Origin of the sequence: Nesterenkonia haasae (genome assembly GCF_010119385.1) — a bacterium.
In the GTDB taxonomy this organism is placed as follows: domain Bacteria; phylum Actinomycetota; class Actinomycetes; order Actinomycetales; family Micrococcaceae; genus Nesterenkonia; species Nesterenkonia haasae.
This window is the reverse complement of the sequence record NZ_VFIE01000017.1, coordinates 619,066-641,440: the sequence shown is the minus strand read 5'-3', so window position 1 is coordinate 641,440 and position 22,375 is coordinate 619,066. Positions and strand designations below refer to the sequence as shown.

The window sequence follows — 22,375 nt, the reverse complement described above, 5'->3', positions numbered from 1 at the left end:
CGGCCTAGGGTTTCGCGTAGAATCCTGTGCAGCAGCAATGATCCGGCCATCACCGGTGAGCTTCCGGAAGAACCGGGGAGTGCTCCACTCACTTCTCCGCAGTAGAACCGGACGGGTAAGCCCGTCATAGCAGTCATGAAGCGGCTGGAACTTCCGGTATGACAACCGGGATTCCAGCAAGCAAGGTGGTACCGCGCACGCGGGTGGGAGTCTTCTTCTGCACCAGGCGTCCTTGCAGAACCGGCCACAGCTATGCACCAGGATGACCTTCATGACTGAGAAAGCCTCTCCCACCTACCCGCGCGTGACCTCTGCCGCCCACGGCAAGGTCCAGAATTCTGTGCGCTTTCCGGAGATTGAGGAGCGCATCCTGAAGTACTGGGAGACGGACGATACCTTCAAAGCTTCCGTAGAGTCCCGCCCGGAGGACGACGAGTTTGTTTTCTATGACGGCCCTCCCTTTGCCAATGGCCTGCCGCATTACGGTCACCTCCTGACTGGATATGTGAAAGACCTGGTGCCCCGGTACCAGACCATGCGCGGCAAGCGGGTCGAGCGCCGCTTCGGCTGGGACACGCACGGTCTGCCCGCTGAACTGTCCGCCATGAAGGATCTCGGCATGACCGACAAGGCTGAGATCGAGGCCATGGGTATCGAACATTTCAATGACGCCTGCCGCTCTAATGTGTTGAAGTTCACCAAGGAGTGGTCCGCCTACGTCAACCGCCAGGCACGCTGGGTGGACTTCGAGAATGACTACAAGACACTGAATGTTGAGTTCATGGAGTCAGTCATCTGGGCGTTCAAACAGCTCCACGAAAAGGGCCTGACCTATCAGGGGTTTCGGGTCCTGCCGTACTGCTGGAAGGACGAAACCCCACTGTCCAACCACGAGCTGCGCATGGACGATGAGGTGTACAAGGACCGGCAGGATCCGTCGGTTACCGTGACGTTCCCGATCACGGGTGGAGGGGCGTTGGGTGACCAGCTGCGCGGAGTGAACCTTCTTGCCTGGACCACGACCCCGTGGACACTGCCCACCAACTTTTCGGTGGCGGTCGGACCGGACATCGAGTACGCGGTGGTGGAGGCCCCGGCTGATGGGCCGCTCCCGGGTCGGCATATGATCGCTGCCGATTTGGTGGGAGCCTACGCTCAGGACATTGGCTTCACCGACCAGAACGAGGTCTCCGCAGCTGAGGCGGCGCAGGCGGCAGTTGTGGGGCGCTATGTGGGCAAGGACCTTGCCCAGCTGGAGTACGAGCCGCTGTGGCACTACTACGCTGACACTGCGGCCTGGGGGACCCAGAACGCCTGGCGGGTGCTCATTGAGGACTACATCACCACCACCGATGGCACGGGCATAGTCCATCAGGCTTCGGCTTATGGTGAGGAGGACCAACGGTCATCTGAGGAGGCCGGTATCCCGGTGATCCTCTCCGTTGATGCCGCCGCGCAGTTCCTCCCAATGTTCGCCGAGCCCACGCCGCATGGGGACACGCCGCTGGCTGAGATCGCCGGTGTTCAGGTCTTTGAGGCGAACCGACCCATCATTAATCGACTCAAAGCTGACGGTCGGCTGGTTCGTGAACAGTCCTATGTTCACTCCTATCCGCACTGCTGGCGTTGCCGCACCCCCTTGATGTACAAGGCTGTCACGTCCTGGTACGTGGCCGTCACCGAGATCAAGGCCCGCATGCTGGAGCTCAACGAGCAGATCAACTGGATCCCGGACAACGTCAAGTACGGCCAGTTCGGAAAATGGCTGGAGAACGCCCGGGATTGGTCCATTTCCCGCAATCGCTACTGGGGCAGCCCCATTCCGGTGTGGGCTTCCGATGATCCGAACTACCCGCGCACTGAGGTGTACGGTTCCCTGGACGAGCTGAAAGAAGCTTTTGGTGACTACCCGCGCAACGCCGCGGGGGAGCCGGACCTGCACCGGCCCTGGATCGATCAGCTGACACGGCCCAACCCCGATGACCCCACGGGAAAGTCGACCATGCGCAGGGTCGAAGACGTCCTGGATGTGTGGTTCGATTCAGGGTCAATGCCGTTCGCTCAGGTGCACTACCCGTTTGAAAACGCCAGTTGGTTCGACAGTCACAATCCTGCGGACTTCATTGTGGAGTACATCGGTCAAACTCGCGGCTGGTTCTACACCATGCACATTCTCGCCACGGCCCTCTTCGACCGGCCGGGGTTCAGCAACGTGATCAGCCACGGGATTGTCCTGGGATCCGACGGGCAGAAGATGTCCAAATCACTGCAGAACTACCCGGATGTCAACGAGGTCTTCAATCGCGACGGATCCGATGCCATGCGTTGGTTCCTGATGAGCTCGCCCATCCTCCGGGGAGGAAATCTCGTGGTCACGGAGGAAGGGATTCGAGAAGGAGTTCGTCAGGTGCTGCTTCCCATGTGGAATGCCTGGCACTTCTTCGCGCTCTACGCTAATTCCGCCAATGCGGGAACTGGGTATCAGGCGAGACCGGTGGAGAACGACGACGCCCAGCTCACTCCCTTGGACCACTACATCCTCGCTGCCACAGGAGACTTGGTCCGCGACGCCACCGAGGCGCTGGACGATTTCGACGTCTCACGAGCCTGTGATGCTCTGCGCCGGTTCGCCGACCTGCTGACCAACTGGTATATCCGCCGGTCCCGTCAGAGGTTCTATGACGAGGACTTCACAGCCTACGACGTGCTGTACACCGTCCTGGAAACATTCACTCGTGTGGCCGCGCCGCTGCTTCCCCTCGTCACCGAGGAAGTGTGGCGGGGGCTCACCGGAGGTCGCAGTGTGCACCTGGCGGACTGGCCGGACCCAGCTCGCTATGTCCGCGATGAGCGTGCGGTGGAGCTGATGGACCTGACCCGAGTGGTGACCTCCGCTGGCTCAGCGCTGCGGAAACAGGCTAAGCGCCGGGTGCGGCAGCCTCTGGCCACATTGACTGTCGTGGTGCCAGGAGCCCAATCCTTGGCGGGAACCTACGAGCAGATCATTGCTGATGAGCTGAACATCAAACAGGTCGAGCTCCGCGACACCCAAGAGGTCTCGGCTGAGCAGTACGGCATCGGTCAGCAGCTGGTCGTCAACGCCAGAGTCGCAGGTCCACGCTTGGGCAAAGAAGTCCAGCACGCCATCCGAGGCGCGAAGTCCGGAGACTGGTCCGTCTCTGACGGAGCCGTCACCGCGGGCGGACTAGAGCTGAAGGAAGGGGAATACACGTTGACCACCACAGTCTCTGAGGAGCTCGGTGATAAGGCCGTCACGGTCTTGGAGAAGGCACTGGGCGCGGGTCAAGGGTTCTTGGTTCTGGACACCCGGCTGACGGCTGAGCTGATGGCAGAGGGCACCGCCCGTGACGTCATCCGCACCATCCAGGCTGCCCGCAAAGACGAGGATCTGCAGGTCTCTGACCGCATATCGACCACACTGACCGCTTCTCCTGCGGTGGTTGACGCTGTAGAGGCGCACGCGGAGCTGGTCAAGACGGAGACGCTGACAGTGGAATTGAACCTCGTCGCCGGTGAAGAGACCGAGAGTACCCGTGCCAGTGTCGTCGCGATCGAAGGGTCCCATGCCTGATTCAATGCCGTCTGCTGACGAATTCTCTGTCGAGAGCATCTACGCCGAAATGCTCGCACGCGCCCCGGAATCAGATATGCGTCCCCGCCTAGAGCCTATGCAGCGGGCCATGGACGTGCTCGGTGAGCCCCAGCGCACTGCGCCGGTGATTCATGTCGGCGGCACGAATGGCAAGACCTCGACTGCTCGAATGATCGAGGCGGGCCTGCTGGCTCATGACCTGCGCGTGGGACGTTACAGCTCACCGCATATGGGCAAAGTGACCGAACGAATCGCAATTGATGGCAAACCCGTCTCGGATGAGGCCTTTGTCCGGATCTGGGATGAGATCAGGCCCCATATCGGGTTTGTTGATCAGGAGCTGGTCGAGCAGGGAGAGACACCGCTGACCTTATTCGAACTCCTGACAGTGCTGGCGTTCGCGATCTTTGCCGATGAGCCGGTCGACGTCATGGTCATCGAAGTCGGCCTGGGCGGTTCGTGGGACGCCACCAATGTGGCCGATGGGGCCGTGCAGGTCATCGGACCGATCAGCTTGGACCATACCGCCATGCTTGGTGAGACGGTGGAGGAAATCGCTGAGGAGAAGGCTGGAATCATCAAACCCGGCGGTTTCCTCGTCTCTGCGGCCCAGGAGCGCGATGCCGCCGATGTTCTGTTGGAGGCTGCCCAGACAGTTGGTGTGCCGTTCCGTTTCGCTGGAGTCGAGTTCGGCGTCGAATCCAGGCTCCCCGGGGTCGGAGGCCAGCAGGTCACCGTCCAGGGACTTGCTGGCCGTTACCCCGAGCTGATGTTGCCTTTGTTGGGCGCCCACCAGGCAGAAAATTTCGCTCTGGCTGTGGCAGCGCTGGAAGCGTTCCTGGGGGGAGGGGATCGGGAGCTCGTGGTGGAGAACCTACGCACCGCATGTGAGCACATCACATCACCAGGCCGTTTGGAGACACTGCGTTCTGCTCCGGCCATCATCGTCGACGCCGCCCACAACCCTGCGGGCATAGAGGCAAGCGCTCAGGCACTGAAGGAGAGCTTCGGGGTGACTGAGCTTGTGCTCGTCGTCGGGATTCTGCAGGACAAAGACGTCCGGTCCATGCTGCGGGAGCTGTTCGAGCAGTACAGCGAGCTCGCCAGCGCAGTCTGTCTCACTGCCTCCACCTCGCCGCGGGCCATTCCTGCCGCCGAGTTGGCTGAGCTGGCTCTGGATGCTGGATTTCAGGAGGAGAACGTTCACAGCGCAGAGCGTCTTGATGAGGCGATCAGCTGGGCGGTGGCGCGTACTGACGAGCACGGCGCCACCGAAACAGGGGGGATACTCGTCACAGGGTCCATCACCGTGGTCGCCGAGGCGCGGGCGCTCTTCGGTGCTGTCGACACCGGCATCCCGGACACCGACGCCGCCGAAGGTGGGCTCTGATGGCGTGGCAGACGCGGGCACAACGGGAATGGGAGCCAGGACAGGTCCGACCTCCCCGGTCCGTGAAGGCCCTGTTCGCCTCCACAGTTCTCTGCCTGGAAGCGGCCTTGATGTTCTTCTTTGGGCTGACTGCTTGGGGCTTGAATCAGAACGAATGGTACGCCTGGTGGATCTTTTCCGGTGCGTGCGTGGTGGCCATGCTGTGTGTCGCCCTATGTGCAGTCCTTCACCGACCCTTTGGGTACCCCGCAGGATGGGTGATGCAGGGTGTCATAGTGGCCAGCTTCGTGGGCGTAGCAGCGATTACGACGGAGGGCCTGATCGTGCCGCTGACACTGCTGCCAGGGCTCGGGTTCGCAGCCTGCTGGTGGTACGCCGTCTCGAGAGGAGCCCAGGTGGACGTCGAAAAGATGGAAAGATGGAAAGCGGAAGAAGAACTTGCAGCGCAAGCAGAGGGAGAGGAACCCGGTGCTGGCGCAGACGATAATGAGGAGAAGACATCATGACCGAACGCACACTGGTGCTCATCAAGCCTGACGGTGTGGAGCGGGGTCTCACCGGTGAGATCCTGCGCAGGGTTGAAGCTAAGGGGTACGTCATCACGCGGCTGACCAAACTCGATGCCGCTCCGGATCAGTTGGCTGCGCACTACTCGGAACATGAGGGCAAACCGTTCTATCAGCCGCTGGTCGACTTCATGCTCTCGGGGCCCGTTGTGGCCGCTGTGGTGGAGGGTGACGAGGTCATCAAAGGGTTCCGCTCACTGGCGGGGCAGACCGACCCGACCACCGCAGCCCCGGGCACTATCCGCGGTGACTTGGGCCGCGACTGGGGTGTAAAGGTACAGAAAAACCTCGTCCACGGTTCCGATTCGGTCGAGAGCGCTGAACGGGAAATCAGCATCTGGTTCGGCTGAGCTAGCCGGCCTTCGTCGGGCGGGTGCCGTCGATGAACTCCACCTGGATAGGTGACAGTTTCAACTGGGTGCGATCGTAGACGATCTGCGCCGCGCGCATCCGCCCATTCGACTTGTGGTCGGTGTACTCCTGATACTGCGCGCATACCCATTCCGGGTCACCGTCGGCGAGCATGCGACCCTGCTCGATCCATATCACCCTGGTGCACATCTGCTTGATCGTGCCAAGGGAGTGGGACACCAGGAAAACACAACCGGCTTGGGCGCGGACCTCGTCGAGCCGCTTTTTGGTCCGGGACCGGAATTGGGCGTCACCTGTGTTAAGCGCCTCATCGATCAGCAGGATATCCGGGTCCACACTCGTCGCGATAGCGAATTGCAGCCGGGACGCCATACCAGAGGAATAAGCCTTCAGCGGTCTGTCCAACGCGTCCTGAAGGCCGGATATCTCGACGATCATGTCGAACTTCTTCTGCGCCTCTTTGGGGGAGAGCCCCATGGCAAGGCAACCGAGCTTGATGTTCTCCCGCCCGGAGATCTCCCGCACCAGAGCCGCATTGACGCCCAGCATCACCGGAGTCGACGTCGCGAATACCTCTCCAGAGGTAGGGCGAATCTTGCCTGTCAGGAGTTTCATCAGGGTGGATTTACCGGAACCGTTGGTGCCGATGACGCCCACGGTCTCTCCGCGGTTGACCACAAAGCTGAGCTCGTCCAGAGCGGGAATCTCCGACCAGCCTGAGCCGAGGGCCCGTTGCAGGTGACGGCCGATCCGTTTGGTGGAATTCTTGTGTTCGCTGCCAGAGCGGATGCGGTAGATCTTGGAGGCGCTGTCCACCGCCACTGAGACCTTCTCCGGGTCGACGGTCTCCACCTGGGGGGCGTTCTGCGTGAGCGGATGGTCGTCCCACGCGATCTCTTCGATCTCGTTGAACCCGAAGCCGTCGTCGAAAACCTCAGGGTCCAAGTCGAGACTCTCGCCGGCGTTCCCGTTGCGGGCCGGCCAGTTGGCCCGGCGTGGGGTGTAGGGGGATGTTGGAGTGCTCATATCGGTCGGCTCAGCGCTCCCGTCCGTAAGTTTCTTCCCCGCGCCAGAAGATAATCATGCCGATCACCATAGCGCCGACGGCCCAGCCGCCCAGCACGGCCCAGCGAAACGGCTCGCCAACACCGTCATAGAGCCAGGCGTCACGAATAATGTCCAAGATGCAGAAGGCCGGGTTGTAGTACATGACCGTGATGATCCAGTCGTGACCGCGATCAGCGAAGCGGTCCACACTGAAGATGACGGCGGAGGCGTAGAACCACAGCCTTGTCCCGATGCTGATGAGGTGTTTGACGTCGTTGTAGTTGGCCACAACTCGCGCCAGGATCAGGCCGAGCCCGGTCATGACCATCAGCCCCAGGAAGATGGCCGGGAAGAACATCAGCCACTTCCAGTCCAGGGTGATGTTGGCGCGCTCCATATCGGCAATCTGGTAGTCACCGATGAAATACACCAGAACCGCCATCACCACAAAGGTGGGGACCGTGGCGAAGAGTTCTCGGACTGCGGAGGAGATCGGCAGACATGCCCTGGGAAAGTTAAAGGCCTGAACCACCTGCTGGTTCCCGGCGATGGAGTTCGACGCACTGACCACAGCGCCCTGAATGAAGCGGAAGGTCAGCACACCGATGATGAGATATCCGATGAAATTCACAATGCCGCGGTGAGTCTCCAGGATGTAGCCGAAGATAAAGAAGTAGACCGCCGCCTGAAGCAGCGGGTTCATCACCATCCAGAACCGACCGAGTGAGTCCAGGTTATTCTGCGAAGACGTGCGGGCGTGCGCATCATACTGAAGGAAATGGCGGAAAGCCCAGATGTTCCGGATGTAACGAATCAGGCCTGGGCGAGCACCTACTCGGACCAACTGGTCTCCGTCCATTTGGACGACCCGCTGGGGACCCAGCTGAAAACTGGGCCTATGTCGTTCAGAGGCAGGTGCTGCCATGAGAGTCCTCCCGGGGTGAAGTGCGTGCCTCGCACGCGGCGGGGCAAAGCGCGGCCCAGTCTACCAGCGGGCTGTGTGAGTGCCGTGGAGCTGGGCGTCACCGGTCTTCTGCAGCTCCTTCATTGCGCCACGTGTCATCGGTCTCGGCCGCTGACACGTTCGGTCCCTAGAATCAGTCCATGCCCTCATCCTCCTCCAGCGTGCCCTCGGACACTACCTGGAACCCAACGAGCTACCTGGCCTTCGCCTCAGAACGGACACGTCCCTTCGTGGACCTCCTGGGCCGAGTCAGCCATCCCAACGCTCGGACGGTGGTCGATCTCGGCTGTGGGCCCGGAAATGGAATGCCGGTTCTCCGGCACCATTGGCCAGCTGCTCACATCACAGGGGTCGATTCCAGTCAAGAAATGCTGGACAAAGCTCGCGAGTCCACTAGTGACGACGCCAAAATCACCTATGAGCGGGCAGACATCCGGACCTTCGCCACTGCAGAGCCGGTAGACCTTATCGTGTCGAACGCGGCACTGCAGTGGCTGCCCGACCACAGAGAACTGTTGCCAGATATTCAGCGTTCCATCGCCCCCGGTGGGGCCTTGGCGGTCCAAGTCCCGGGCAACTACGCGGCGCCGAGCCACCGGCTGCTCGCCGAGATGGCCGGCAGCAGCCCTTACGCAGAACATGTGGACCCCTCAACACTGCTGACTCCCACCGCTGGGGTGATCGACTACATGCTCGATGTCAGCAGAGAGGGTTGGCAGGTCGAGGCCTGGGAAACGACCTACCACCATGTACTTCACGGCAGTGACCCCGTCTTTGACTGGATTTCCGGGGCAGCGGCACGGCCTGTGCTGTCGGCTCTGCCTCCACATCTGCTGGAGAGGTTCACCGCTGAGTACAAAGCCGCACTCAAAAAGGCCTACCCGGAGACTCGTATCGGGACGATCCTGCCATTCCGGAGAATCTTCTTCATCGCTCGCCGCAGCCAATAGATGGACAGTGCTGCAGAGCACACTTTTTTTATGTGCTGGTAAGCACCATTGCGGGGTTCATCGGATTACACTGGCCTGCTAATAGCCATTGTCGATGAAGGAAGTTCAACGCCGTGAGCACAATTGAAAAGGTGAAGCGGGAAGTGCGGAAGCTGAGTCGTCTTCACAAGGCGGCACTGGCGCTCGCGGCACTCATTTCCCTGCTTGCCGTAGCGGCAGCGTTTCTCCAGATATATGGATTAGCACTGGGGTGTCTGACGGCTCTGGTCGTCGGGACCCTCTGTGTCGTGATCTATGGCAATGAGGACGCCAGACGGCGACTCTTCGGCAATACCTTCGATTTGCCGGCCCCAGCCGAGGTTCCCAGAGGTGCCGCCGAGCAGGTGCCGCTGCAAGGTCACGACCCGACGCTGCTGCAGTGGGCGAAGGAGCTTCGCCGCGGCGGCAGACTTCAGTGGTTCGCCGCCCTCGCTCGTGAAACCCGCCTCACCGGTGCCCGGGATGTGTTGGCCCTGAGCGCAACATCCGGAGCGTACGACTACAGGTCCCTGGTACGTGAGATCGAATCCTTGCGCTTCCGCTCCACTGATCTGCAGCGCAGGGCACTTCTTCAGCAACTGCTGTGGGCTCCGGCGTACCTCTCGCTGGCGCGGGTGCTTTACAGTCAGCGTTTAGACAACCGGGACCTCTTCAGCTGCCTGTCGCTCTACAGTTTCGCTGAGGAGATATTCGGCCTGCGAGTCTTCAGCGAAGGTGTTGACCGCTCGCACTACGCAGATCTGCTCAGCTGGAACGGTGAACACTCCCGCGCAGCTGAGGTGCTCAATTATCAGGACCCCGATCCGGATCGCGAGTACTCGCAGCGGTACCTGCGCCTGAATACGGTGAATCCGAATCTCACCGGGCAACGTCATCAGGCGGGCCAGTGGTTGGCTCAACTTGGGGAGGAGTTCAGTGGGCACGGGTTGGTGCCGCCGGTCTTTGAAGACCCACAGGCGCCGTCGTTCTATCAGATTCGCTGTGCGGCTCCCTCAGCCCCAGGCGATGACCTGCCGCTGGTCTCGGTCATCATGCCCATCTATGAGCCGAACGCTGCAACTGACGTGGCAGTCCAGTCGCTGCTGGACCAATCCTGGAGAAACCTGGAGATCATCATCATAGATGACGCCTCTCCGGAGGCAGACGAACTCGGCAACCCCACCCCATACCGTGCCCAGCTTGAAGGCTGGGCAGCCCGGGACAACCGCATCCGTTTGGTGTTCTGCGAACAGAACCGTGGAGCGTACGCGGTCCGCAATGACGCTTTCGATCTCGCCACCGGGGAGTTCGTGACGGTCGCTGACAAAGATGATTGGCACCACCCTCAACGTATCGAGCGCCAAGTGCGGGACCTGATCAAACACCGGGACAAGCACGCCAATATTGTGCAGTGGGTGAGGGTCGACGAGAACGTAAAGTTCCAGGTTCGCTGGGGCCCTGACCGCGTGATTCATCCCAGCTTCGCCTGCATCATGTTCCGCCGGGAGACTGTCAAGGAGAAGCTCGGCTACTGGGATGCGGTGCGCAAATCGGCTGACAACGAGTACAAGAAGCGATTCGAACTGGTCTTCAACACCAAACTGGTCGCTGAGGATCCGGTGCCGATGGCTTTCTCCCTGCTCGGTGAGGACAACCTGACGTCGAATGACTTCGGTTTGGGCTACCGCCATCCGGATCGGGAAATTTACCAGCGGGCATACGGGGCGTGGCATCAGAGCATCAGCGCCGGAGCCAGCCCTTACATGTCGAAGAACCCGGAGAAGCGTCCCTTCGTGGCGCCTCCGTCCTTCCTACCGGGACGTGACAAGACGTATATCCCGGAGTACGACGTCATCTTCCTGTCAGAGTGTGGGGTGCTCGGCGGCAACACACTCGGCCTGGTTCAGGAGATCGAAGCCGCCCTGCAGGGAGGGATGCGAGTAGGGCTGATCGCTCTGCAGAACGGTCTTGTGCCCTCGGCGGCGAAGAGACGGCTGGTGCCCGAGCTTGAGCGGCTCTTCCTCGCTGGGCGCATCGACTGGTTGACGTTGGACCGGCAGGCGAAGACCCCGCTGATGGTCATCCACTGGCCGACAGTGATGCAGCTGGACACCGGGACGGTCTCCAACATTGAAGCAGGCCGGATCGTGGTGGTCGCGAATCAGCTGCCCGCAGCGATGCACAGTGACGATAGGTATTACTCTATGGATCAGGTCAGCCGGAACTGTGTGGCGGCGTTCGGCCAGTCGCCCATGTGGGCTCCTCAATCAGCTCTGGCCCGCAGCTATCTCTCCGGGCAGTTGCCGGCGCAGGAGCTTTTGGACTACGACTGGGTTTCGGTGGTTGCTCACGTCGGTGAGCTGCGGCCTGAGCCGCATGACGTGACGGCGGTGCCGGTAATCGGACGTCCGGTGAGTGAAACCGAGTCCCATTGGCCGAGCAGGACCCTGCGCTCTCAGATATATCCCAGTAACGGAAGTGTGCGGATAGAACTGCGGTCCAACGTTCAGGCGCTGCGTCAGCATGGTGTCATCGGCGCAGAAGGAGCACCTCCGTCGTGGCATGTTGAAACACCGGGTGAGGAGGCCTTCGCGGACTATCTCGGCGCTTTGGATTTCCTTGTCTGTTTCGACAACCAGCCATGGCATGAGTCGGTGGAGCCCAGCGTTCTGGCCGCTCTCAAGGCGGGGGTGGTGGTGATACTCGCCCCAGAATACCGCCAGGCCTACGGTGAGGCCGCCGTCTACGCCGAACCCAAAGATGTTCGTCGGATACTGACGTCGCTGTGGGAAGACCCCGAACGCTACATCGCCCAACAGCAGCATGGAGTGCAGTTTCTCCGAAAGAAGCGTTCTGCTGAGCTGTACCTGGCTCGTCTGCGGCAGCCTTCTTCCGAAGACGTCCCCGAACTGGAGCCCGCGGGATGAAGCAGGTGGGGGCGCGAATGGTGCGGCGGCTTCCCCCAGTCGCGTCCCGGGATCGGCGAATCAAAGAACTTGAGCTGGAAGCTCGCCGATCAGCGGGCAAGATCCGTTGGAGTGAGGAACAACGGGCGCGATTGGAAGACCGGCTGAATCGGGCGCTGCGTCGAGTAGAGACATTCCGGGAGCGGAGCGAGTTTCTCGAGCGTCAGAAACTCGATGCCATCCGCACCAAGGACCTCGAGCTTCATAAGCTCCAAGAGCACATCCAGCGCTTGGAGGCAGATCTCCGGCGATCGCGGAGCCGGTTGGACAAACCATCATTTCTGACGCTGCTGGTGGCCTACCGTGAACTGTACGAGCAGCGATTCGCTGCTTCTGCCCCCGACGGACTGTCCCTGTGGCAGATGCCTTATAAGTTGCGCAACTACTCCCTGGCTCAGAGCCACGGGATCGGCGTGCCTGAGGTCTACCGGGTGTGGGAACACGCGGAGGACATTCGCCTCAGCTCACTGGCCACGGACAAACTTGTGTTGAAGTCTGATGGTGGACACAGCGGTCATGGTGTCTTCATTCTGCAGCGCACACCCGACGGCTGGGAAACGTTGGACGGAACTATCCAGTTCCAGGACGATGCGCCTCCACCTGAGATTCTTGAGCGCTTTAGTCAGTGGCACGGTCCCTACTTTGCTGAAGAACTCCTTGAAGGAACCTCTGGAGCGGTAATACCCGAGGACATCAAGGTCTACACCGCCTACGGAGAGGTGCTGCAGATTCTGCTGATGCAGGCCGGAGGAGAGGGCTCCATGGACCGCCGGTCCTACACTCGCCGCTACCTCGGTGCCAACGGCGAGGATCTAGGCAGAGTCGCCGAAATGGGCACCTGGAACCCCGACATCCCGACACCTGAGAACATGGACCACATCACGGAGACGGCCCAGTACCTTTCACGAGCGGTAGGTATGCCATTCGTACGAGTGGATCTCTATCACACACCGCGCGGACTTGTCCTTGGAGAACTGACCCCAACACCCGGTGGGCGGCAGAGATACCGCGCTGAGCATGACGCATACATGGGCCTCGAATGGGTTAAGGCCCAAGCGCGACTGGAACAGGATCTTGCCGCAGGCCGGCCCTACGGCTCCCTCTACGGACGGCAAAAGTACACCTGGTGGTACGACCAGTTCACCCAGCCGGGGAAAGAGAATCCTCCAATGTGGAGCCGCCCCCGCCAGAGCTGCGACGAGTGGTGCTACTGACTACGCGTCCGTCGGAAGAGCCCTGAACTGGCTCGCCGCAGACGACGAGCTATTTTGACTGTGATCGTGCTGCGCTGGCTGCGGGTCGGCTCCGGTCCGCCAGCCCGGGCAGCCGTCCGACGCACCGGAAGGGCAGACTCTAGTGTGTTGAGGTCCGTTCTGAGTTCGGGCAGCGTCGCCTTCTTTGCCAACTCGGCGAAATCTAGACTAGCCACCGCGCCGAGCGGAACATCCTGACGCGAAACGGCCGAGGCATCGATCGTGGTGAAGAAATCATCAAACTTGAAGTCGCGTCCGTCCACCGGTGAATCGGTGACATTGAGCCACACCCACGGCACGCCATATGCCTGCGCCACGATGATGCCGTGGAGGGATGTGGAGATGCATGCCTGAGCTGATGCGATCTGAGTGACCACCGTCTCTAAGTCTTCACGAACATCTGCCAGGATCAACGTCCGGTTGGCAATATCTCGCATCACAGCTCGGTGCTTCAAATGCGGCACTACGGCGATGTGGTGTCCGCGGGCCGCGACAGGAAAGTGTCGTGGCAGCAGCAGCGCCGGGTCGCCGTATATGTCTGGAACCTCCCAGCCGAGTTTCTCCCGCAGCTCAGCGGCGGTCAGCTCACCCCGAACAGCTCGTACACGAATGTTCTGCAACCGGGAGAACGCCGCAACCTGCTCTTCGGACAACTCGCGCATCAGCCCACTGCCCCAGATGTCCACATTGTTCCGGTTGAGCATCTGGATGATCGACCCTACGAGAAGCGTGGCGCGGCCCCGGGCTTTGGTAGGAGTCTCCCGGGTGCGCCGGACATTGACGACGTCCTTACCGGTAAGAGCTGCGACTAGCCACGGGCCGACTGCGTCACCAAAATTGGGGCGCCGGTCGTACCAAATGCCCTGCGCGACGATGTGTTGCAGTGACTTAGAGCCACTGTGGACCTGCTGTTGGCGCTGAGCCATCGACGTCACGTCCTGAGCCCAGACCATGGCGTGGTGTACGAAGCGTCCGGTTGCACCCCTGGATTCTGCGGAAATCTCAGTGAGCACATGGTGCTCCTCGGGCTCGGCGACCAATGTCGCTTTGGTGATCAGCATGGCCCGCAAAGATCGGGCTACCAATGGATCGCCACTGGTGCACTCCAGTCTGAGGCGACCCTCCGACAGACGTGCCACCAGGTCAACCTGTCCCACGGCCGTCGTGATGTGCCAGGTGATCGAATGCGCATTCAACGTGGGCGGGCCAAGCAGTAGCCGCGCTTTGCGGTTGCGCAGACTGCGCCCGCCCAACCGTTTCAGGATGTAGCGCTCAGGATCCGGCCTCATGTTGATGCACCGACTGTTTTCAGGGGCGCAGCAAACAACGAGGTGAGTGTTACATCATCAGAACTGGAGAGTTCAAGACGGGTGATGGCAGTGCCCGGGGGAGGTTCTAGCACGTCGGTGATCTTCTGATCTGCCCACCGCAGCGCTCGTTCGAACTTATTTTGGGAGTCCACGGTGAAACCTGCCTCACGGAAGAACGCCACAGCGCTCTCATCTGGAACCTCCTCCAGTGTCAGCCGCAGCTGGATGGCTGGTGTTGCAGCAGAGCGGGCCAAGCCGCCGCTCAGCAGCATCGGAAGCCGGTAGTCACAGCTGACGGCAAGGTCGCAGCTGGCCAGCGATATCGGCTCAGCGGTCAGACTGGCTGTCCCGTGGAGATGTTCAGCGGAGTCACAGACCCGGTCAGCGATGTGGGGGAAAGCGGAGGCGACGGCGTCGTGGGTTGCGGTAGGACGGCCGGTGGCCTGCTCCACTACACGGGTGAAGAATGCCCCGGCCGAGGTGGTCAGGGTGCTGTCCTGGGTCTGATGCCGGACGCGGAAGAATCCTGGCTGGCGGCCATCTAGGATCACAGGGAAGTTGCGGTCGGCTTTGTGGTGGCCCTTCACGTGGTGTCTGGCTTCGAGGCCGAAGATCTTTTGGCCGTCCGGGGAGAACCGGTGGACGCTGAGGAACCCGGCGGAGGATTTCGCCTCGTAGAACGTCCACGGCAGCACGTAACCGTTCTGCGCGCGGATGGTTCCGATGCCCTGGGGCAGGGACACCCGATAACCGACGTGCTCACCGGTGACGTAGGGAATCATTCGCTCGAAATAGTCGATCGGCAGAAGATCGTCATCGTCGAGCCGGTACATGCCGAACACCTGGCCGGCTAAGCCGCGTTTTGTGAGCATGGTTTTCACCAGCGGAAGGTTGGGGTGGCTCGGTGCGGCGCGCTGTTTGGTTTCGTGGATTCGCAGGAAGGGGTAGCGCGAGCGGGCTTCCTGCAGCGTGGCCTTGTACTTCTCAGGCAGGGAAGGGGAGATCGCGACGATGTGGACCAGATCGCACTTCTTCGAAGCCTGCGCCAGCTGCGGGAGGCTCTCGTCCACGAAGATGGCTGTTCGTGTGTCGAGCCGGTCTGAGTCGTAGAGCCACTCGGTGTACTCAGTCTCAGAAAAACCACCTGCTGTGCTGGTCGCTTTGAAGCTCCCCGATTCGTATTGGTGCACGCTGAACCTCGTATATCCGATGAAGAGAGTGCTCACAGCTGTTCCTTCCGCGTACGTGCTGCCGACGACTCCAACCGATGCTTCAGTTGGGCGAGATAGAGATTCCGGGGCGAAACGGTGGTCCCGACATCAGCAAGGATTGAGTGTAGGTCGCCGGAGAATTCACTGGGTTTGGGATGCGGTTTGCTCGGTCCGGTGACACCCACCATCGCGCTGTAAGGGGCATGGTGTTCAAGGCGGACAGCGAAGGCGCGCTTATTGGTCACTTCCACATTCCAGTGGACGAAGCGGGCCCCCCAGTGGGGTCCGGCCTTCTTGGCCCCACCCAGCGAACCGGTGTTTGTCAGTCTGATGCAGGTGCGGACATTTTCGAAAGGAACTCGCCGGTGGGAATCGAATGTGCCTTCCATCTCACCCTCCGACCACACATTTCCAGAGGAGTAACCTTCCACGTTGAGCCCGTGAGTGAGCGCCTGGGCGGCCAATGCGGTGGTCGCTGCGGCGATGGAGAACTCGTGAACCAGGCAGTCATGGCTCTGTTCTCTGCAGATAAAGCTGTGGTGTCTTGCCCGGCCACTGACGGCGACTTGGTGCAGGGTGATCCCTTTGGCTGAGGTGAAGCCGAAGCCGTTGTCAGCGTCGATGACCTCGACCCGGCGGGCCCAGCAGTCCAGCGCTGCCTGGAAGTGGGGGCCGTTGAACCCGTGGTCCTGGTTGTGCGGCTGCTGCGCCGAGGGGTGCATGCGGATCGTGCAGTCTTCGATTCCGGATTCCCGCACATGCGGGCCGAGGGATGTGACGGTAGGGTCCCATTCGAGTCGCAGATCGACTTTTGTGGGCTGGGCGAGGATCAGGGAGTTCTCCTCCACCGCTTCGACTCGCACAGGCCAGCGCAACTGCCGGTAGTTCTTCTGTTTGTGCAGTGAGCTGGCCAGCTGGGCGAAGTCATAGCTTCCTGGTGGCAGATCTCCGCATAGGTGCGAGAGCAAGCTGTTATCGGGTGTATTGGTGAGGGTGAGGATGATCTCATCACCGGGAAGGATCTCCATGGTGTCGGTGAGGTGTATACGCCGGGTTCCGCGAACGACAGGCTGGGTCAGTTTCGCCAGTTCGCGGTTGCCGGTCCACCCTTCATTGGTTCCCCACGCCCAGTCGGAGGTTTCGAGTTCGTGTCGGAGCTCGCGGGGCAGGAACCATACCAGGCCCCCGGTCCAGGACCATTCGCCCATACGTGAGTGGCGGTAAGCCGCCTCAAGCGGCTGAGTGAAGTACAGGGTGGTCTTGCCCTGGCCCGCCCCGCGGATCACGACATTGGATGCGTGAACCCAGATCACGGAGGAAAAGTAGAAGATTCCTTCCGGGAAGAGCACGACGCCGCCGCCGGCCTCTTCTGCCGCGTGGACGGCCGCAGCCACTGCTTCATCGCATTCGCTTGATGTGTCAGGGTGAGCACCGAACTCTTCAACGCGAAACAGCGGGCCGGCGCGGTTGGGGATGGGCTGGTTCCCCATCTGATATCCAGCGTAGGAGACGTTGGGAATGCGCGGATGTTTGGAGGGATGAGCTGTGTAATCACGCCACAGCTGAGCGGCCAGGGAAGTGTCCTGCTTGTGGAAGAGTCTCTGGAGATGTGCCCTGAGCTGATGCAGCGGTCCGAAGGTCATAGCGGGTAGGCGGTCGCCTGCTGGATGGTGAGCGGCTCTTGCTGGTCAGCGTGCAGTCTCAAGCTCGTGATGCGAACACCTTGGGGCGGTTCGAGGACAAGGATGTGACCTAGCCCAGTGCTCTGGTGGGGGACCCACGCGGAGTAGCCCGCGTCATCTGACTGGACGTTGGCAGCGGCGAAGAACTCGCGTTCCTGGGCCTTCGAGTACTCGCAGTGCGCTTCTTCGGTGGTGGAGAAACTCACCCTGAGCTGGCGCGGGGCAAGCTTTCCGCGGTCGGGGAGCTCCACACGGAGGGCGAGAGCCCCGGGTTGGTCCCAGGAATGGTGCACCGGTTCGCTGTTGGCGCTGAGCGCAGTTGGTTCAAGGGTGACGGCGTTATCGGCTTTCCCTGGTGTCAGGCGCAACCGGTCGGCGACCAGCGGGAACAATGTGCGGACCCGTTCAAGATCCGCTGGCCCCTCGCTGCGGATGCGCATCATGGCCTCCGGATAGAAGGGGAGAGGTTTTCCTCCCAGGGTGCTGTCCTGTCCCCGGTGACGAATATGGAAATAGGCAGGCTCACGGGAATCAAGGATGGTGGGGTTGGTGTGGTCCATGACTGTGTGCTTTGGGGCCTGGGTGTGGCTCACTTCTCCGTTGTCGTAACCTGCGATGCACAGTGGGCCGAAGGCACTTTTGGGGTAGTAGTAGTCCCGGGCGTAGACAAAGTCATCCCCTAATCGCACTGCGGCGATACCTAACCCCTGGGAGACCCACCAGCCAATGTGGCTGCTTCTGACATATGGAGCCATGAGGTGAAAGTAGTTCACCGAGAGGACGTCATCGTCATCGAGCCGGTAGACGCCGATGGGCCCGGAGCTGAGGTGATGTTTGTGCGCGGCTTTGCGGATGAGGTTCTTGGTAGGTGTTGACGACACTGTTTTGTTGGTTTCGTTGAGTTCAAGAAATTCGTAGCTGCGTGCGGCCTGGCGCAGTGCATTTTTGTGCTTCTGTGGAAGTGAGGGCGAGTAGGAGACGTAGTGGACCACATTGAAGTCCTCAGCGGCCTGCGCAAGCTGCGGGAGGCTGAGCGTGGTGAAGATCTCAGTCCGGGGATCCATCCGTTCGTCACTGTAGAGCCACTGGGTGTACTGCTCTTCGCTGAATCCGGCTCCGGCATCACCGTCTCTGGTGGCATTGAAGTAGCGGGAACCGTATTGGTGAACGCTGAAGCGGGTATGCCCGACGAACAGCACCCTCGAGGCGCGTTCTGCGCTGAGAGACGGGGCCGCCTGGTTTTCCGATCCTCGGATGGCCTGCCTGGCCCGCTGGGCAACGCGCCGGGCACGTTGCCCGATAGTGGATAGTGCGTTCATGAATCTCGCTTTCATTGCACTTAGATGTGAGTCTAACCATCCGCAGCGACGGGCCTGTGTGACGCTAGTCGTCGTCTGGATCCTGCGGCTCGGGAGGCAAGGCCGGTTTGTCCCAGTGCGCGGCCCGAAGCCTGATGTGCTCGGCGACGGCCGTTGCACCGGCGCGCCGCGGACGGCCCAGCGCGGGATACCTGTGGATCGTAGTGTTGGCCCAGGCATCGGCGTCGAGGACTACTGCGTCCTGGGCGCTGTTGAGCTCGGGGGCGAGGATGTCTATACCTGCCGCTACTAAGCCGGGGATCGAATCGGCCGCGCGGACCGCCAGGTCGTTGAGCTCGGAGCTGACCTCGTCAGTGACGTCCACGGGTACACCGCCCCTGGTCATGGAGCCGTCAGTTCCCAGCAGCGCCAGCTCTCCGGCGGCTGGAACCTGGTCTAGAGACCAGTCCGTGGAGTTAAGCAAGTTGTCGCCAATCTGCGGCAGAGTTTTGCGCAGCAGGGGATGTGCTTCCCTAGCGGCAAAAGACTCTGTCAGCAGCGTGCTGATCGGGCGTGTTCCGTCGCCCACCACGAATGCCGGGACACGCACGGCTACTGCTTGGACGGCGCTGCCGACCACATAGAAGCGCAAGCACAAGGCGTCCCGGAACTGATCAATGAGGAGCTGCTTGGGGCCCTCGGCGGTCCGCGGGATTGAGCTCAGAGTCGCGGTCCAGGATGTGTCCAACGTCTCCTCAGTTACGCCGAAGCGAACCCCTCGACCATGCCGTCCCTCGTCTGGCTTCAGAACCCAGGGTCCTGGCTTGGACACGAAGGCCGCGGCTGCCTTCTGCTGGTCGCTGGTGAACACCTGCCCCCGCGGAACGGGAACCTCGGCGGCGGTGAAGTACTCACGTGCCAAGCTTTTGGAGTTGCAGGCTTCCAGAGCCTGGTCGCTGACCAATGTGGTCAATCGTCCGGTGCGTCCGCCCACAATGTCCCCGTTGTAGAGAAACGCTGCAACGATTCCCTTGAACTGGTGGACGTGGACTCGTCGGCGCTGGAGCATCACTGTCATCATGCGGCTGTGGGGGAACGCGTGCCTGAACGTGTTGATGCTGTCCCACCGTGGGAGCACGGAGTCCACAATGAACTTGCCGATTGGGCGGTCAGCATCGGGCACAGTTGTCAGCGCAGGCACGATCCACAGCTTAACGCGTCTGAGGCGATACAGTGGCGTTGATGAACCGAACCACGGATCTGCGCCGCACACTGGGTCGTCTCCGCCGGAGGGTCACCGGAGCGGAACGTGAGGCGCTACACACACAAGTGGCCGAGCTCTCAGGTGAGGTCAGCACATTGGCTGCCCAGTTGCAGCGCGCCGGCGAGGACCCCGTACGGCGGGTTGATGTGGCAATAGTCTCTGATTTCCGACTCCGTGGAGGCACAACAGCTTCGATCGCTGAAGAGGTGCGGGCTCAGTCTGCCGCAGGACTCACCACCGCTCTTATCCACGCCCAGTCTGCGGTCACCACCACGGTCACCGGGTTCAGCCGCCATATCCAGTCGGTGATGGGACTCCCTGGTGTCCACATTGTCTCCCCACGAGCCGAGCTGGATGTTGGAGTCGTGGTGATTCGACACCCCACCGTCATCGGCACCAGTGCCGCCAAGTTCGGAAAGATATCGACCGATCGGATGGTGATCGTGGCGAACCATCCCGCGATCGACGCGGATGAAACCTGGCACTACTCCGTCAGGGGCGTAGGTGATAAAGCTTTCGAGAAGTTCGGCGTGCAGGCCGAGTGGGCGCCCATCAGCCCGGTCGTGCGGGCGAGCATTCTGGCGCAGAAAGCCCCTGATGTTAACCTCACCGACCAGGACTGGGCCAATATTTTTGGTCATGAGGTCGTCACCACCCCGCGGACAGGATTCGTCACTGAGCGACCGGTGATCGGACGGCATTCCCGGCCGGATAAAGAGAAATGGCCCGCTACTGCTAGGGACATTCGGGCTGCGTACCCGGAAAGCACCCACTACCAGGTGGAGGTCCTCGGAGGCGCTGCAGTTCCGGAGGAGATTCTCGGCGAGGTTCCGGGCACATGGCATGTCCAACCTTTCGGATCGGAGGCTCCGGACGAATTTCTCCAGCGGATCGACTTCTGGGTCTACATGCACCACCCCGGTTGGAAGGAGGCGTTCGGGAGGGCCATCATGGAAGCGCTCGCCGCCGGTTGTCTGGTGGTGCTGCCGCACTATCTGGAAGAGATTTTCGGTGCGGCGGCGGTATATGCCGAGCCGGGTGAGGTGACTGGCCTGATTGATCAGTATTGGATGGACCGGGATGCGTTTCTCGAACAGTCACGCCGAGGTCAGCAGTTCGCTGTCGATCATGGGCCGGGAAGACACCTGGAGCGCCTGCGGTCGTTGGGCGTGACTCCGTGACGGCGCCGCCGAGGCTGCAGCCCACCGCGGTGTGCGGTGTACTCGGACGCATGACCGAAGCTCACCGGCAGCGTGCAGATCGCATGGCGGAACTCGCTGAAGGCGAGGGCGTGTCCTGGGAGCCCTCTTACCTGGTGCCGGGCTTGACACTGAGAGTGACCGCTGCGTCTGCTGTCAGTCGGACTGAGCGCACCATGGCCGCTGCATGGAACGCTGCAGGGCAGATCGATTCGGAGCTTCTGGAACAGCCATGGGACCGAACCGCTCGGGAAGCCGACGCCTGTGGACTGCGCAGCAATGCTCGCGGAACGGGCCTAGTGCACGGAAGCGTCTCTGGATGCCAGGTGCTCTACGTCCATACCGCCGACTCCGCAGTGTTCTTCTCCACGAGGCTGCGCTGGTTAGTCGACACCGCAGAGGCGTTGACCCCCGACTGGCAGGCATGGAGCGAGATCCTGGCGTTCGGCGCTCCACTGTCTGGCCGAACCACCTTCACTGAGATCCGCCGGCTGATGCCCATGGAATACGCCGAGGTCACCGATTCCGGCGCTGTGCACCTGAAGCAGCAGCACTGGCCGTGGGAAGACTACACCCCGCAGAGTGGATCGAACGTGGATGAGGTGACCAGGGAGACCATCGAGGCGATGGCTGATCACATGCGGCCCCACCTCAGCGGAGTCCACTCCGGAGCTGCGGCCAACCCCATGCTCTCCGGTGGCCGAGACTCCCGGATGCTGACTGCGCTAGCCGCTCGGGAGAGCCCGGACCGGAAGAGCCTCACGGCGTGGTCGACCAGTTCGGATGCTGGATCGGCCCTTGAGGAGCTCGTCGCCTCGCAGGTGGCTGAGACCCTTGGCGTTGATCACCGCATCATCACCGGCCGGTACGACCAATTCGGACAAGATTTCGCCGACTATGCCGAGGCTGTGGACTACCAAGCTTCCTTTCATTTCTGGTTGATGCCGGTGGTCCGAGAACTACGGAAAAGCCCGGGCGCCATATTCGATGGTATCGGTGGAGGAGTCCTGCTCGGCGGTGGATTCGCTGACCCCGTCGACGCCTCACAGGCCAGCAGACATGAACTGATGCTCAGCCGAGTCCAGGCCCGTTCCCGGTACCTGACGGAGGCGCACAAGATTCTGCAGGGTGGGGCTGCCGCCTATGTGGAGGAGCGAGCCTACAGCGGGGCGCGAGTCACTGCCGAACGGTACGCCGATCACCCTAACGCCCATACCCTCACCTCGTATCTGCTGCGAACAGTCCCCGGGATTGCTCCGGCGCCAGCCAAGG

The 22,375-nt window shown here is 61.3% G+C and carries 16 protein-coding genes; 9 read left to right on the top strand and 7 right to left on the bottom strand.

Features of this window, described 5'->3' with window-relative positions:
- Positions 1–271 precede the first annotated feature (271 nt).
- From ileS to ndk, 4 genes are read left to right on the top strand one after another with little or no spacing between them, the layout of a single operon-like run.
- Entirely contained in the window at positions 272–3,592 is a 3,321-nt protein-coding gene (gene ileS, locus FH975_RS03045) for an isoleucine--tRNA ligase (protein WP_162319963.1), read from the top strand.
- Complete coding sequence (locus tag FH975_RS03040) at positions 3,585–5,003, top strand: bifunctional folylpolyglutamate synthase/dihydrofolate synthase (RefSeq protein WP_235928294.1); 1,419 nt, start codon at positions 3,585–3,587, stop codon at positions 5,001–5,003. Before ileS ends, FH975_RS03040 begins: the two co-directional genes overlap by 8 nt.
- Positions 5,003–5,509 (top strand): DUF4233 domain-containing protein, encoded by a 507-nt coding sequence (locus FH975_RS03035; RefSeq protein ID WP_162319962.1) that lies wholly within the window; start codon positions 5,003–5,005, stop codon positions 5,507–5,509. Before FH975_RS03040 ends, FH975_RS03035 begins: the two co-directional genes overlap by 1 nt.
- A complete protein-coding gene (ndk, locus tag FH975_RS03030; RefSeq protein ID WP_162319961.1) occupies positions 5,506–5,919 on the top strand; it encodes a nucleoside-diphosphate kinase in 414 nt (137 codons plus the stop codon). Before FH975_RS03035 ends, ndk begins: the two co-directional genes overlap by 4 nt.
- Before the next feature lies 1 nt (position 5,920).
- Here ndk and FH975_RS03025 read toward each other — a convergent pair whose 3' ends face one another.
- Both FH975_RS03025 and FH975_RS03020 read right to left on the bottom strand, forming a co-directional pair.
- On the bottom strand, positions 5,921–6,967 hold the full coding sequence (locus FH975_RS03025; protein WP_162319960.1) for an ABC transporter ATP-binding protein: 1,047 nt from the start codon (positions 6,965–6,967) through the stop codon (positions 5,921–5,923).
- Between the two features lie 10 nt (positions 6,968–6,977).
- Entirely contained in the window at positions 6,978–7,913 is a 936-nt protein-coding gene (locus FH975_RS03020; RefSeq protein WP_162319959.1) for an ABC transporter permease, read from the bottom strand.
- 179 nt (positions 7,914–8,092) lie between these two features.
- On the opposite strand from FH975_RS03020, the gene FH975_RS03015 reads away from it, so the two are divergent.
- From FH975_RS03015 to FH975_RS03005, 3 genes are all read left to right on the top strand, one after another.
- The gene (locus FH975_RS03015) at positions 8,093–8,902 is read left to right on the top strand and encodes a methyltransferase domain-containing protein (protein WP_162319958.1); all 810 of its coding nucleotides are present in this window, start codon (positions 8,093–8,095) and stop codon (positions 8,900–8,902) included.
- Between the two features lie 113 nt (positions 8,903–9,015).
- Complete coding sequence (locus FH975_RS03010; protein ID WP_162319957.1) at positions 9,016–11,847, top strand: glycosyltransferase family 2 protein; 2,832 nt, start codon at positions 9,016–9,018, stop codon at positions 11,845–11,847.
- Positions 11,844–13,100 (top strand): ATP-grasp fold amidoligase family protein, encoded by a 1,257-nt coding sequence (locus tag FH975_RS03005; RefSeq protein ID WP_162319956.1) that lies wholly within the window; start codon positions 11,844–11,846, stop codon positions 13,098–13,100. The genes FH975_RS03010 and FH975_RS03005 overlap by 4 nt, the downstream gene beginning before the upstream one ends.
- On the opposite strand, the gene FH975_RS03000 is transcribed toward FH975_RS03005, so the two are convergent.
- From FH975_RS03000 to FH975_RS02980, 5 genes are all read right to left on the bottom strand, one after another.
- Positions 13,094–14,428, bottom strand: coding sequence for a polysaccharide pyruvyl transferase family protein (locus tag FH975_RS03000; RefSeq protein ID WP_162319955.1), 1,335 nt, complete (start codon positions 14,426–14,428; stop codon positions 13,094–13,096). The genes FH975_RS03005 and FH975_RS03000 overlap by 7 nt on opposite strands.
- Positions 14,425–15,675 carry a glycosyltransferase gene (locus tag FH975_RS02995; RefSeq protein WP_162319954.1) on the bottom strand — a complete coding sequence of 417 codons (1,251 nt, stop codon included), beginning with the start codon at positions 15,673–15,675 and terminating at the stop codon, positions 14,425–14,427. The genes FH975_RS03000 and FH975_RS02995 overlap by 4 nt, the downstream gene beginning before the upstream one ends.
- On the bottom strand, positions 15,672–17,303 hold the full coding sequence (locus FH975_RS02990) for a glycosyl hydrolase family 28-related protein (RefSeq protein WP_162319953.1): 1,632 nt from the start codon (positions 17,301–17,303) through the stop codon (positions 15,672–15,674). The genes FH975_RS02995 and FH975_RS02990 overlap by 4 nt, the downstream gene beginning before the upstream one ends.
- On the bottom strand, positions 17,300–18,661 hold the full coding sequence (locus tag FH975_RS02985; protein WP_162319952.1) for a glycosyltransferase: 1,362 nt from the start codon (positions 18,659–18,661) through the stop codon (positions 17,300–17,302). Before FH975_RS02985 ends, FH975_RS02990 begins: the two co-directional genes overlap by 4 nt.
- Before the next feature lie 64 nt (positions 18,662–18,725).
- Positions 18,726–19,841, bottom strand: coding sequence for a hypothetical protein (locus tag FH975_RS02980; RefSeq protein WP_162319951.1), 1,116 nt, complete (start codon positions 19,839–19,841; stop codon positions 18,726–18,728).
- Positions 19,842–19,882: 41 nt separating this feature from the next.
- On the opposite strand from FH975_RS02980, the gene FH975_RS02975 reads away from it, so the two are divergent.
- Positions 19,883–21,085, top strand: a complete 1,203-nt coding sequence (locus FH975_RS02975) for a glycosyltransferase (protein ID WP_162319950.1) — start codon at positions 19,883–19,885, stop codon at positions 21,083–21,085.
- A gap of 50 nt (positions 21,086–21,135) precedes the next feature.
- Positions 21,136–22,375 (top strand): asparagine synthase-related protein (locus FH975_RS02970; RefSeq protein WP_202922952.1); only part of this gene is annotated, 1,240 nt, incomplete at its 3' end.

Excerpts from the sequence above, each read along its gene's own strand:
- ileS (WP_162319963.1), top strand. The coding sequence starts at position 272 with ATGACTGAGAAAGCCTCTCCCACCTACCCGCGCGTGACCTCTGCCGCC.
- FH975_RS03040 (WP_235928294.1), top strand. The coding sequence starts at position 3,585 with ATGCCTGATTCAATGCCGTCTGCTGACGAATTCTCTGTCGAGAGCATC.
- FH975_RS03035 (WP_162319962.1), top strand. The coding sequence starts at position 5,003 with ATGGCGTGGCAGACGCGGGCACAACGGGAATGGGAGCCAGGACAGGTC.
- ndk (WP_162319961.1), top strand. The coding sequence starts at position 5,506 with ATGACCGAACGCACACTGGTGCTCATCAAGCCTGACGGTGTGGAGCGG.
- FH975_RS03025 (WP_162319960.1), bottom strand. The coding sequence starts at position 6,967 with ATGAGCACTCCAACATCCCCCTACACCCCACGCCGGGCCAACTGGCCG.
- FH975_RS03020 (WP_162319959.1), bottom strand. The coding sequence starts at position 7,913 with ATGGCAGCACCTGCCTCTGAACGACATAGGCCCAGTTTTCAGCTGGGT.
- FH975_RS03015 (WP_162319958.1), top strand. The coding sequence starts at position 8,093 with ATGCCCTCATCCTCCTCCAGCGTGCCCTCGGACACTACCTGGAACCCA.
- FH975_RS03005 (WP_162319956.1), top strand. The coding sequence starts at position 11,844 with ATGAAGCAGGTGGGGGCGCGAATGGTGCGGCGGCTTCCCCCAGTCGCG.
- FH975_RS03000 (WP_162319955.1), bottom strand. The coding sequence starts at position 14,428 with ATGAGGCCGGATCCTGAGCGCTACATCCTGAAACGGTTGGGCGGGCGC.
- FH975_RS02990 (WP_162319953.1), bottom strand. The coding sequence starts at position 17,303 with ATGACCTTCGGACCGCTGCATCAGCTCAGGGCACATCTCCAGAGACTC.
- FH975_RS02985 (WP_162319952.1), bottom strand. The coding sequence starts at position 18,661 with ATGAACGCACTATCCACTATCGGGCAACGTGCCCGGCGCGTTGCCCAG.
- FH975_RS02975 (WP_162319950.1), top strand. The coding sequence starts at position 19,883 with ATGAACCGAACCACGGATCTGCGCCGCACACTGGGTCGTCTCCGCCGG.